General features: G+C 74.4%; 7 protein-coding genes. 2 read left to right on the plus strand and 5 right to left on the minus strand.

Annotated features, from left to right (window positions below; all coding sequences use genetic code 11):
* Window position 1: 1 nt before the first annotated feature.
* From ACFVTF_RS23550 to ACFVTF_RS23565, 4 genes are all read right to left on the minus strand, one after another.
* Window positions 2–1,000, minus strand: a complete 999-nt coding sequence (locus ACFVTF_RS23550; protein ID WP_387816248.1) for a carbohydrate ABC transporter permease — start codon at window positions 998–1,000, stop codon at window positions 2–4.
* A gap of 23 nt (window positions 1,001–1,023) precedes the next feature.
* Window positions 1,024–2,379, minus strand: coding sequence for an ABC transporter substrate-binding protein (locus tag ACFVTF_RS23555; protein WP_371519196.1), 1,356 nt, complete (start codon window positions 2,377–2,379; stop codon window positions 1,024–1,026).
* Window positions 2,380–2,559: 180 nt separating this feature from the next.
* Window positions 2,560–3,750: an ROK family transcriptional regulator gene (locus ACFVTF_RS23560; RefSeq protein ID WP_244293469.1), complete on the minus strand. Its 1,191-nt coding sequence runs from the start codon at window positions 3,748–3,750 to the stop codon at window positions 2,560–2,562.
* A 232-nt stretch (window positions 3,751–3,982) separates the two neighbouring features.
* Window positions 3,983–5,164 carry a mechanosensitive ion channel family protein gene (locus ACFVTF_RS23565; RefSeq protein ID WP_371519198.1) on the minus strand — a complete coding sequence of 394 codons (1,182 nt, stop codon included), beginning with the start codon at window positions 5,162–5,164 and terminating at the stop codon, window positions 3,983–3,985.
* 436 nt (window positions 5,165–5,600) lie between these two features.
* On the opposite strand from ACFVTF_RS23565, the gene ACFVTF_RS23570 reads away from it, so the two are divergent.
* Window positions 5,601–6,245 (plus strand): HNH endonuclease, encoded by a 645-nt coding sequence (locus ACFVTF_RS23570; RefSeq protein ID WP_063349454.1) that lies wholly within the window; start codon window positions 5,601–5,603, stop codon window positions 6,243–6,245.
* Window positions 6,246–6,356: 111 nt separating this feature from the next.
* Here ACFVTF_RS23570 and ACFVTF_RS23575 read toward each other — a convergent pair whose 3' ends face one another.
* Window positions 6,357–10,337 (minus strand): beta-N-acetylglucosaminidase domain-containing protein, encoded by a 3,981-nt coding sequence (locus ACFVTF_RS23575; protein ID WP_387816251.1) that lies wholly within the window; start codon window positions 10,335–10,337, stop codon window positions 6,357–6,359.
* Window positions 10,338–10,596: 259 nt separating this feature from the next.
* Between ACFVTF_RS23575 and malQ the strand changes: the two genes are divergently transcribed.
* Window positions 10,597–12,732 (plus strand): 4-alpha-glucanotransferase, encoded by a 2,136-nt coding sequence (malQ, locus tag ACFVTF_RS23580; RefSeq protein ID WP_387816253.1) that lies wholly within the window; start codon window positions 10,597–10,599, stop codon window positions 12,730–12,732.
* The last annotated feature ends 119 nt before the right edge of the window (window positions 12,733–12,851 follow it).

Here is a 12,851-nt window from a genome sequence, read left to right on the forward strand (position 1 = left end):
ACTAGTCGTCGCTCGCCATGAAGCCGGACTTGCGGCGGAGCAGGAGCGAGGTGACGGCCATCGAGATGGCGAACAGCACCAGGGCGACGACGCACGCCGCGCCGTAGTTGAAGCGCTGGAAGCCGAGGTTGTAGACCATCTGCGGCAGGGTCCAGGTGGAGCCCTGCGGGAAGCCGGGCTCGAACTGCTGGCCGGAGTTGCCCGCGATGCCGCCGGCGACCTTCCCGGCGACGATCGCCTGGGTGTAGTACTGCATGGTCTGGATGACGCCGGTGACCACGGCGAACATGATGATCGGCGAGATGTTCGGCAGCGTGACGTACCGGAACCGCTGGAAGGGGCCGGCGCCGTCCAGTTCGGCGGCCTCGTACTGCTCCTTGGGGACGTCGAGCAGCGAGGCCATGAAGATGACCATCAGGTCGCCGATGCCCCACATCGCGAGCATGGTGAGCGCGGGCTTGGACCAGTCGGCGCTGGCGAACCAGCCGGGCTGCGGGAGGCCGAGCTCGCCGAGGAAGTGGTTGACCGGGCCGGTGCCGGGGTTGAGCAGGAACGCGAAGGCGACGGTGGCGGCCACCGGCGGTGCCAGGTACGGCAGGTAGAACGCGGTGCGGAAGAAGCCGACGCCGGTCTTGACCTTGGTGATGAGCAGGCCGATGCCGAGGCCGAAGGCGACCCGCAGGCTCACCATGATGAAGACCAGCCACACGGTGTTGCGCAGGCCCTGCCAGAACGCCGGGAGGTCGTTGAAGACGTAGTCCCAGTTCTTCAGGCCGCTGAAGGTGGGCGCGCCGAAGCCGTTGTACTTGGTGAAGGAGAAGTAGACGGTGGAGATCAGCGGGTACAGGAAGAAGACGCCGAAGCCGATCAGCCAGGGGGAGAGGAAGGCGAGGTTGCGGGCCGCCTCCCGGCGGCGCTTCCGGCGCAGCAGGTGCTGCGTGGAGGGCGCCGCCGGGTCGGTCGATCCGGTGCCCTTGCGGGTGCCGAACGCGAGTGACATGGGAGCTCCGTGGACCGTTTCCGCTACTTCGCCTGGGCGATGGCGGCGTCGATCTCCTTGGCGGTGGCCGCGAGGCCGGCCGCGAGATCGGGCTGCTTGCCGGACTCGTAGTCGTAGCCGAGGTTCTGCAGGGAGGCGATGTAGCCGCTGCCGTTGACGGCCGCCGGGGTGGTGCCCGAGTGCTGGTTCTTGGCGACGTCGATGAAGGTCTTGAAGTTCGGGTCGTTCGTCAGCTTCGGCGAGTTGAGCGCGTCGAAGGTGCTGGGCACGTTGTGGATCGCGTTGGCGAAGCTGACCACCGCGTCGGTGTCGGTGGTCAGGTACTTGACCAGCTCCCAGGCCGCGGCCTGCTTCTTGCTGCTGCTGGCGATGCCGACGATGGTGCCGGTCTGGTAGCCGCGGCCGTAGGTGTCGGCCTGGTCGTCCGGGACGGGGAACGCGGCGGTGGCCCAGTCGAAGTTCGGCTTGTTCTCGGCGAGGGCGGCGGTGCGCCACTCGCCGTCGATGGCCATCGCGACCTGGCCGGTGAGGAAGGGGTTCTTGGCGCTGAACTCCTCGCCGAAGGTGGCGCGGTACTTCTCCAGCTTGGTGTAGCCGCCGAGCTGGTCGACCATGTCCTTCTGCCACTTGAGCATCGCGGCGACCTTCGGGTCGGTGGCGATGTTCGACTTGCCGTCGGCACCGAAGTAGGTCGGGCCGTACTGGCCGAGGAAGTGCTCGGTGGTCGACTCGTAGCCGTGGTACAGCGGCATGAAGCCGAGCTGCTTGTAGCCGTCGCCGTCCGCGAGGGTCAGCCTCTTGGCGTCCTCGGCGAACTCGCTGAAGGTCTTCGGCGGGTTGGCGATGCCCGCGTCGGCGAAGGCCTTCTTGTTGTAGTAGAGGCCGTAGGCGTCGCCGAGCAGCGGCAGCGAGCACTGGTTGCCCTGGAACTGCGTGTAGTTGAGCATCGCGGCCGGGAAGGTCTTGACCGGGTCGATGCCGCTCTTCTGCAGCAGCGGCTTGAGGTCGGTGAACGCCTTGGTCGAGCAGAACATGCCGACGTTGTTGGTGGTGAAGGAGGAGACCACGTCCGGCGCGTCGTCGCCGCCGGCCCGCAGGGCCTGGTTGACCTTGTCGTCCGCGATGTTGTCCACGGCCTTGACGTGGATGTTGGGGTGGGCCTTCTCGAAGGCGGCGATGTTGTCGTTGATCGCCTTCACCTCGTTGTCCTGGCTCCAGCCGTGCCAGAAGGTGATGGTGACGTCCTTGCCGCTGGCCGAGTCGTCGCCGCCGCTGCTCTCGCTGCCGCCGGTGCAGGCGGTGGCGAGCAGGGCCAGGACGGCGGTGCCGGTGACGGCGGCGATCGTGCGACGGCCTCTGCGGGAGGTGGTGGAGTGCACTTCGAGGTCCTCCTGGGGGTGCGCGGGCAGGCGTCATTGCCTCGGGGCCCGCGTTCGGGGGGTGGGAGAGGTGGGTGCAGGGTGCGTGCGGGGTGACGGGCGACCGGGGAGCGTCGGTGGGTGGGCTTCGGTGAGCGCCGGTGGGCGGCTGTCCGTGGGTGGCTGTCAGTGGGGTTGCTGTCAGTGGGTGGAGAAGACCGCCTCGCGGGCGTCCGCCAGCGCGCGTTGCAGGGCGCCGAGCAGGACGGGCGAGCCGGGCAGGGCACTGCTGCGGACCTCGGGCCGGGCGATGGAGAGTCTGGCCAGTTCGTCCTCGACGAGGGCGCGCAGACGTTCGCCGCCCGCGGTGGGCACCGCGCCGGAGAGGACCACCAGCTGGGGGTCGACGACGGCGACGATCGCGGCCAGTCCGACGGCGAGCCGGCCGGCCAGTTCGACGAGGAAGGCGTCGCCGGCGCCCGGGGTCTCCAGGGCCTTGGCGATCGAGTCCTCGGCGGTGGGCGCGCCGAGCCCGTGCTCGCGGGCCAGGGTCCGGACGGCGGGTGTGCCGACCAGCTCCTGGAACCCGCCGAACTTGCGGCGGCGCACGTCCCGCGCGACCGGTGAGCCGGGCACCGGCATGTAGCCGACCTCCCCGGCGCCGCCGGTGAAGCCGCGGTGCAGCCGGCCGGCGATGACGATCGCGGCGCCGGTGCCGGCACCGGCCCAGAGCAGGACGAAGTCCTCGGAACCCCGCGCCGCGCCGGAGGCCTGTTCGGCGACGGCGGCGAGGTTCACGTCGTTCTCGATCGACACGGGCGCGCCGATCGCCTCGGACAGCTCCTCGACCAGCCGCGGTGAGTGCCAGCCGGGCAGGTGGGAGGCGTAGCGCAGCTTGCCGGTGACCGGGTCGGGGGCGCCGCCGACGCCGATCGCGGCGGTGCGCAGGCTGCCCGCGGCCAGTCCGGCGGCGCGGACGGTCTCGGCGACGGCGGCGGCGACCTTGGCGACGGTCTCGGCGGCCGGCACGCCCTTGGTCGGCACGGCGTGCTCGGCCAGCGTGGAGCCGGTGATGTCGGCGACGGCGACCCTGATCTCGCTGTTGGTGACGTCCAGCCCGGCGACGTGGCCGGCGGCCGGATTCACCTCGTACAGCTGCGCGTTGGGGCCGGGGCCGCCGGCGGTGGTGCCGACCGGCAGGACCAGTCCGGCCGCCTCCAGGCGGGCCAGCAGCTGGGAGGCGGTGGGCTTGGAGAGGCCGGTCAGGGTGCCGATCTGGGTGCGGGAGAGCGGGCCGTTCTCCAGCAGCAGTTCGAGGGCGGCGCGGTCGTTGATGGCGCGCAGCAGGCTGGGGGTGCCGGCGAGGGGGGCCTTGGCGGTGGTCTTGGTCACGCGCGAAATCCTCCTCTTCCGGCTGGTGGGGGGAGCGACGAGGGTGAACCCGGCGGTTCGGGGAGCCGAACTGTTAGGAAAGTTTCCAGTCGCTTGGGAAGGACCGTACGGGCCCCGTCAGCGGGGTGTCAATGGTCCGTGGCCCGGAGGATGCCGAAGCGTTACCGGACAGCACGAAGCCCCGTTCCCAAGGGTCTTGGGAACGGGGCTTCGTGCTGCCGGGCCTGGGGCCCTACGGCTTGGCGAGGTCGTCGGTCGGCCTCGGCGCCGGTATCGGCTCGGTCGCCCGGTACCGGGGAGAGGTCGGGTCGGACAGCGCGGACGGCGGTGCCGGCTCGGTCGCGGGGGAGATCACCACCCCGGTGGCCGGGGCCGCCGTCGCCGCGGCGGCGACCGGTGCGACCTCCTCCTTGACCTTGATCCCGGCCTGGTCGAAGGCCGTCTTCAGGCGCTGGCGCAGCGCCCGGGACACCGTCGGTGCCTTGCCCGGCGCGGTCCGCGCCTCGATCCGCACCATCACCGAGTCCGCCGCGACCGACTCCACGCCCAGGACGGACACCGGCGCCCAGACCAGCTCGTCGTACGGCGACTCCTTGGACAGCGCCTCGGCCGTCTCCTGGATCAGGTCCTCGACCCGCAGCAGGTCCTCCTTGTACCCGACCTGCACGTCCACCGAGGCGGTCGACCAGCCCTGGCTCATGTTGGCGATCCGCTTCACCTCGCCGTTGCGGATGTACCAGATCTCGCCGTTGGCCCCGCGCAGCTTGGTCACCCGCAGGCCGACCTCCAGCACCGTGCCGGCGGCCACCCCGGTGTCGATCTCGTCGCCGACGCCGTACTGGTCCTCCATGATCATGAAGACCCCGGAGAGGAAGTCCGTCACCAGGTTGCGGGCGCCGAAACCGATCGCCACACCGGCCACACCGGCGCTGGCCAGCAGCGGCGCCAGGTTCACGCCCAGCGCGGACAGCACCATCAGCGCGGCCGTGCCCAGGATGGAGAACGACGCCACGCTGCGCAGCACCGAGCCGATCGCCTCCGACCGCTGCTGGCGCCGCTCCGGGTTCACCACCCCGGTGTTGGCCAGCAGCCCGCCGAGCCGGCTCTCCTCGTGGTGGTCGTGCGAGCGCGCCATCCGCGTGATCAGCTGGGTGATCAGCTTGCGCACCACGGCGCGCAGCACCAGGGCCAGCAGCACGATGAAGACGATCCGCACCCCGCCGGCCAGCCAGCCCTGCCAGTGCGTGTCGAACCAGCTGGCGGCCTGCTTGGTGGTGTCGCTGACCTCCTGCGCGCTGGTCGGGATTCTCAGGTCCAGCTGCGGCAGCTGCGGCGCGGTCGGGCTGGGCGCCGGTGTCGGAGTGGAGAGCGTCGAGGACGCGTCGGCGATACCGGTGGCGCCGGAGCGGAACACGTGCGGGCCTTCCTGCAAGGGGTGGTGGCGGGCCCGCGCCGCGGCACGCGGCCCGCGGACCGTCCGCCTCAGCCTAACCGGCGCCGAACACCCGACCGGACACGCCGAAGGGCGTACGGAGCAACACGAACGCCCCGTCAGCGCACCGGTGCGCTCCCCCGGACGACGGGGTCGACCGCTGCTCCGACCGGCCGAGCGCTCCCCCGGGAGGGCCACGGGCGGCACCCCGGGGGCACCCGGGTGCAACCCGACCTTCCCCAGGGCATACCGGCTATGACAGAGGCCACACCCGAAGTTCACACCAGGTCCGTTACACAGGAGTGGTGGCGCCGTACAAAGGCGTAAGGCGACACTGGGGGAGATCGCGCACCAGTTGTGCGATCCAACCGCTCGTCCCGGCGCGAGCCACGCGCCGCAGGCGTCCAAGGAGGCATCCGTGCCGCATGTCCTGGTCCTCAACGCGTCCTACGAGCCACTCGGCGTCGTATCGATGCGCCGCGCACTCATCCTCGTCCTCAACCACAAGGCGGTCAGCCTGGAGGACTCGGAAGTCACTCTGCACAGCGCCACCAGCGCCCTTCCGGCGCCGTCCGTCGTCCGCCTGACCCGCTTCGTCCGGGTCCCGTTCTGCGGGCCCGTCCCGCTCACCCGCCGGGCGCTGTTCGCCCGTGACCACGGCCGCTGCGTCTACTGCGGGGCCGCCGCCACCAGCGTCGACCACGTCATCCCGCGCAGCCGGGGCGGCCAGCACCGGTGGGACAACGTGGTGGCGGCCTGCCGCCGCTGCAACCACACCAAGGCGGACCGGCACCTCACCGAACTCGGCTGGCGGATGAAGCGCCCACCGGCCCCGCCCAGCGGCCTCGCCTGGCGGATCATCGGCACCGGCATCAAGGACCCGCGCTGGCGCCCCTACCTGGAGCCGTACGGCGGCTCCGACCAACTGCGCGCCCCGCAGTGGGGCGAGTACGAACACCTCGACCATACCGAGCAGGGCCTCCCCGTCCCGCTCGGCCGGGCGCATTCGGCCCACTCCGCCCCCGTCCGCCGCGGTGAGCAGCCCGAACCGCTCTCCGCCTGACCCCGCTCCACAAGGGCCAGCCCGTCATACCGTCGGTACGCCTCATGGGCCGCCGCGCCCCCCACCGGGGAGCACGGCGGCCCGCCGCGTTGTCCGGCGGGGGCGCGGCGGCTACTGCTTCGGCGGCGTCGTCCCGCCCGTCGTACCACCCGCCGGGGGTGTGGCCGGGGGCGTGGCCGGGGCGCTCGGAGCGGTCGGGGCCGTGGGCGGGGCCGTGGGCGCGGTGGTGGCGCCGCCGCCCGGCTGGGCCGGGGGGACGGCCGGCGGCTGCGACGGTGCGGGCGGGGTGACGGCGTACAGCTCGACGCCCCACAGCGAGTAGCCGTACTTGTTGGCCCGGGCCACGCCCTGCACCCGGAGGAACCGGGCGCCCGGCGCGTCGAAGCGCACGGTCTCGTCGCCGCCCTTGCCGTTGTCCACCGTCGCCGCGTCGGTCCAGGTGGTGCCGTCCGCCGAGACCTGGAGCCTGTAGGCGGCGGCGTACGCGGCCTGCCAGTGCAGCACCGCCGCGCCCAGGTGGGGCGCCCGCGGCAGTTCCAGCTGCACCCAGGCGTCGTCCTTGGCGGGGGAGGACCAGCGGGTCTTCGGGTCACCGTCGGTGACCGCCGAGGCGGGGAAGTTCGGCGTCTCGTCGCCCGAGGAGGTGGCCTTCGCGCCGAGCGCCAGGTCCGGACCGCTGGTCGGCGGCACCACGCGCACCTGGAGCACCTGCTTCACGGTGGTGGCGCCGGCCACGAACTCCACCGGCACCTGGTACGTCCCGAACGGCGTCCCGGGAGCGGCGCTGACCAGCAGCGGCACGCCGATGCGGCCGCCGCGCGGCACGGTCACCCCGGCCGCCGGGGTCACGGTCAGGCCCTTGGCCGCGGCCGGCACCTCGGTGCGCAGCTCGCCGCTGGTCCCCTCGGGGCGGCCGGCCTCGACGGTGGCCCGGGCCTGGGCGGGCGCGGCGGCGCCGGTCACCACGTCCAGGGTCGGGTCGGACAGGCTGAGCCGGGCCGCCGGGACGTCCGCGTACCAGGGGATCACCTGGTTGACCACCGGCGGGTCGCCGCCCGGCTTCCAGGTCAGCCGGAACGCGTCGGCGGCCTGCCCGCCGGCCGGCAGCTCGTTGTAGCCGGGCTGCACGGTGCCGATGTCCGCCCAGCCACCGTCCGAGCGGCGCACCGAGACGGTGGCGGTGGCGTGCACGCCCGGGTCGGTGAGCACGGTGAGCCGGTCGAGCGGGCGGGCGGCGCCCAGCTCGACGGTGAGCGGCTCGTCCTGCGCGGTCGGCGGCTTGGCGGCCCGGTACGCGGTGTCCGGATTGCCGTCCAGCACCGCGGACGCCGAGGAGCCGGGCAGCGCGGCGGGGCCGCCGGTGACGCTGGCGGGGGCGTCGTCGGGCGCGGTGACGGTGAACTCGCGCACCGCGACGGCGGTCTTCTGGGCGGCGGTGGCCCGCAACCGCACGGCCCGCACCACCGAACCGGCCGGCAGCTTGGCGCTGACCGACTTCTGGTTCTTGACCACGGCGAGCTGCTTCCAGCCGCCCTCACCGGTGCTGTACTCCAGCACGCCGTCGTGGAGGTAGTCGTCGACCGCGCTCCGGCCGTCCGGCCCGTTGCCCCAGGAGCCCATCAGCACGGTGACGGCGCCGACCGGGCGCCCGCCGCCGAGGTCGACGCCGACCGCGTCGCCGGGCTGCGGGGGAGCGGAGCTCCAGTAGAAGGTGTCGGCCACGCCGTCGGTCATCAGCGCGGGCAGGTGGTCGTGCGCGGTGCCCATGGTGGTGGTCGGGGTGATCCCGCCGCCGGCCACCCCGGCCCAGTTGTCGGCGGCCCCGACGGCCCGCTCCAGGAACGGGTCGAGCACGCCCGCGCCGATCGTGGCCGGGCTCTGCGCGAGCTGCTCGCGCAGCCGGTTGAGCTCCACCCGGGCCTTCCAGGCGGCCGCGCCGTCGCCGCCGTGCTGGGCCAGCAGCATGTCCAGCGCGGACTGCCCGGCCAGCCCGTAGTCGTGCAGCGGGGCGAGCCAGGGCGCGGCCTCGGCGGCGAGCTGGGCGGTGGCCTGGGTGCCGGCGAGGGTCTGCTGGGCGGTGGCCATCGCGGCGAAGGCGTCCCGCAGGGGCGCGGCGGCCTCTATCAGCTTGGCGAGGTCCGACGCGGTGCCCGAGGTGGGCTCGGCGGCGGCCCAGAACCGGTCGAGCAGCGGCGTCAGGTAGCCGGACTCCTGCTTGGACAGCGGCGAGGAGGAGCTGTTGCCGGCCAGCGCGGTGACCGCGGACAGGGCGGTGCCGGTGGGCGTGCTGCCGGCGCCGGTCGGGCCGGCGAGCGAGCGCACCGCGGCCTGCCAGGAGTCCTCCGGCCGGTAGCCGGCCGGGTTCCAGGCGAAGTCGCCGGCCGTGGCGAGGGCGATCCGGGAGGCCGTCGGCTGCTGCATGGCGCCGGTGAGCATCACCGCCGAGCGGGTGGCCACCTCCGGTTCGCGCCCGGTGTAGGCGCCGAGGAAGAGCCGGTCCGGGCTGGCGTCGTTGACCGGGTAGTTGTCCATGGTGACCAGCGGGTGGCCGTACAGGTCGCCGGTCTCGGCGGCCTGGGCGCCGGTGATCTTCTCCGGGATCACCCCGCCCCCGCTCCAGGCCACCTGCACGCCGTCCGGCAGCGCCGCGGCGAGCGCCTTGAGGTACGGCGTGACGCCCTGCTTGTGGTACTCGGTGGGCACCACGGACAGCGGCGCCAGGCCCGGGTTGCGCGCGATCAGCCGGTCCCGCACCTTGGTCACCAGCGCGGCCTGCGCCTTGGCGGCCGCGGCCGGGCCGGTGCCGTAGGTGTCGCGGTCGTCGCCGCAGTGCCACTCGTCGTAGCTGACGTCCAGGAACTGGAGCTGGAAGGCGGTGAAGCCGAGCTTGCGCAGCCCGTCCAGCTTGGCCACCAGCGCGTTCACGTCCTTGCCGGAGCTGAAGCAGAGGGACTGCCCCGGGTCGATCGCGTAGCCGAGCGTGACGTGGTTGCGCCGGGCCGCGGCGCCCAGTTCGCGCAGCTCGTCGGCCCGGGCGGCGGGGTAGGCGTCGCGCCAGCGGGAGAGCCGGAACGGGTCGTCACCGGGGGCGTAGAGGTAGAAGTTCTGCTTGGAGCGGCCGAGGAAGTCCACCTGGTCGAGCCGCTGCTGCGCCGTCCACGGGCTGCCGTAGAACGCCTCCGCGGTGCCGCGCACCGGCGCGCCGCTCGGCCAGTCCCGCAGCGTGATCCCGGGCAGGCCCAGCCCGGCGGCGCCCGGCGCCTGCCCCTGCCCGGCCGGGACGGCGGCGAGCAGCTGACGCAGGCTCTGCGCGGCGTAGAAGGTGCCCGCCGGGTCCGCGCCCGCCAGCACCACCGCGCCGTACGTCCCGCCGCCCCGGGCGGGCAGCTGACCGACCGACAGCACGTACCCGCCGGCCGGCATGCCCGCCGTCGAGGGGGCGGCGCCGTCCTTGCCGCCGGCCGCGGCGGACAGCGCGCGCAGCGCCCGGTCCGTCCCGCCGCCGGCGGCCTCGGCCGGTCCGCCGACGTACACCACCAGCGACCCGGCGGCCGGCGCGTCGGCGTCCGCGTCCGGCTCCGGGGTCACGGTCGTCGCCCCGGCGATCTCCAGCACCTCCCGGACGGCGTCCAACGCCCCCAGGTCCGCGTCCGGCGCCGGCACCAGCGTCACCGCGGCCGGCACCGCGACCGGCTTGCCGGCCACCGTCTGCTCCTGCGGACGCGGGAACACCTGCGGGTTCGTCATGCTCCCCAGCGGCGTCTGCGGCGCGCTGCTCACCACCTCCGGCCCCGCCGACGCCGCGTACGCCGCCGACGGCACCGGCCCGGCCAGCAACCCACCGACCACCGCCGCCGCCGCGACCCCCGCCGCGATCTGCAGCGTCCGCCGCCCCGGCCGCCCCGGCGCCAGCAGCGGTTCCGTCCCCTTGAGCCCGGCGATCAGCCGGTCCGCCGTCCTGGGCGCCAGTTGACGGCACGTCCGCGCCGTGGCCCGCCGCGCCGCCAGCGCCGCCGGGTGGTGCAGCACCTCCCACAGCGCCGCACTCCGCTCCAACCGCTGCCGCAGCCGCCGCCCGGCCACAACGGACACTCGGGCTTCCACAGGAGCCTCCTCGCCAGGCCTGGACCACATCGCCGCAACCCCACCAGCTACCCAACCCGGTGTCAACGCGACCGCCCGCTATGCCTGGTCTGCCCCGGTTCGAGAATTCGCTCCGGGGCCGCGGCGGCCCCCGGCCGCCAGGCCGATCCACCCGCGCGGTCGTGTCGCGCAGCGTCGTCGGGCCGTCACCCGGGTAGGACTGTGGTCGTCCTGACCAGGCGTTGCCGAGACATCGCAGGAGCCGCGAGTGGCCGCTTATCTCGACCGTGACGGAGCCGACGGGCTGAGGGTTCCGAGCCAGGACGCGCCGCCGCCACCGCCCGAACTGGTGGCGCTGGCGCAGGCGTACGGGGTGGACACCCGGTACCCGGGGCCGGGGGGTGTGACCGTGGGGGCGCGCACGCTGGTCGCGGTGCTGGCGGCCCTGGGGGTGGCGGCGGGGACGCCGGAGCAGGCGCGCGAGGCGCTGGAGCGTCACCGGGCCGCGCAGCAGGCCCGGTTGCTGCCGCCCTGCGTGGTGGTCCGGCAAGGGCGGCGGACGGCGCTGGACGTGCCGGCCGACGCGCGGCTGCACGTGGAGCTGGAGGACGGCGGGGTGTGGGAGCTGCCGCGCGGCCACTCGCACTGGCTGCCGCCGGACCTGCCGCTGGGGCGGCACGTGCTCAGGGCGGAGTGCGGCGAGGGCAAGGCCCAGGCGGCGCTGATCGTCGCACCGGAGAAGCTGCCCCCGCTGCCCGGCTACAGCTGGGGCTTCCTCGCCCAGCTGTACTCCGTGCTGTCCGACCGCTCCTGGGGCATGGGCGACCTCGGCGACCTCGCCGAGCTGGCCCAGTGGGCGGGCGCCGGCCTCGGCGCGGGCTTCGTCCAGATCAACCCGCTGCACCAGGCGCTGCCCGCCGCGCCCGCCGCCCCCACCGACCCGTCCCCCTACCGCCCCTCCTCCCGCCGCTTCGCCGATCCGGTGCACCTGCGGGTCGAGGCCGTCCCCGAGTACGCCTATCTGACGGGTGACCAGCGCGCCGAGGCGGAGGAGCTGGGCCGCCGGGCCGCCCGGCTGCGCGACGAGGTGCTGGGGCACGACGGCCTGATCGACCGGGACGCCGTCTGGGCGCTCAAGCGCGAGGCGCTGGAACTGCTGCACGAGGTGCCGCGCGGCCCCGGCCGTCAGGCCGCGTACGAGGCCTACCAGCGCCGCGAGGGCGACTGGCTGCGCCGGAACGCACTGTGGAACGCGCTCGCCGAGGCGCACGGCGCCGACTGGCACGGCTGGCCGAAGGGGCTGCGTCACCCGGACGGCCCACAGGTGGGGCACGCCTCCCGGGAGCTCGCCGACCGGGTCGAGTTCCACCGCTGGCTCGCCTGGCAGGTCGACCAGCAGCTCGCCGGGGCCCAGCGCGCGGCCCGGCAGGCCGGCATGCCGGTCGGCCTGATCCACGACCTGGCCGTCGGCGTCCACCCGGACGGCGCGGACGCCTGGGCGCTCCAGGACGTGCTGGCCGGCGGCATCTCCGTCGGCGCCCCGCCGGACGCCTTCAACGCCCACGGCCAGGACTGGGGCCTGCCGCCCTGGCGCCCGGACGCGCTGGCGGCGGCCGGCTACACCCCGTACGCGGAACTGCTGCGCACGGCGGCCCGGCACGCGGGCGCGGTCCGGATCGACCACGTGATGGGCCTGTTTCGGCTCTGGTGGGTGCCGGACGGCCACCCGCCGACCGAGGGCGCGTACGTCCGCTACGACGCCGAGGCGATGCTCGGCGTGCTGGCCCTGGAGGCGCACCGGGCCGGGACGGCGGTGATCGGCGAGGACCTGGGCACGGTGGAGCCGGGCGTCCGGGAGGAGCTGGCGGCGCGCGGGATCCTCGGCACCTCCGTGCTCTGGTTCGAGCGGGACTGGCAGGCGGCGGGGGAGATCCTCGCCCCGGACCGCTGGCGCCCGGGCTGCCTGGCCACCCTCACCACCCACGACCTGCCGAGCACCGCCGCCCGGCTCTCCGGCGAGCATGTCGAGCTGCGGCACCGGCTCGGACTGCTGGCCCGTCCGCTGGGCGAGGAGCAGGAGGAGGCGGTGGCCGAGCTGGCGGACTGGCGGGCCGAGCTGACCGCGCGGGGGCTGCTCGCGCCGGGCGAGCCGCTGTCGATGCCGGTGCTGTACCGCTTCCTGCGCGCGACCCCGGCGGAGCTGGTCGGCGTCTGGCTGCCGGACCTGGTCGGCGATCCGCGCCCGCAGAACCTGCCCGGCACCTGGGACCAGTACCCGAACTGGCGCCTGCCGGTCGCCGACGGCGCCGGCGACCCGGTGACCCTCGACCGGCTGGCCGCCACCCCGGCCGCCCGCCTGCTCGCCCACCTGCTGGCCCCGCCCGGCGCCCACCCGGCCGTCTGACCCCGCCGTCCGGCCCCGCCGCCTGATCCCGCCGCCTGATCCCGGCACCGCGGACGGCCCCCTTCCGGAAGGCCGACCCCGACGCGCGGGGGGTCATAAGCGGCGGGTAAGTTGGAAAC

It is taken from the genome of Kitasatospora sp. NPDC057940, assembly GCF_042887425.1.
Classification (GTDB): Bacteria; Actinomycetota; Actinomycetes; order Streptomycetales; family Streptomycetaceae; genus Kitasatospora.

What these genes read in the sequence shown, in the direction of transcription:
- ACFVTF_RS23550 (WP_387816248.1), bottom strand. Translation starts at nt 1,000, where the DNA reads ATGTCACTCGCGTTCGGCACCCGCAAGGGCACCGGATCGACCGACCCG.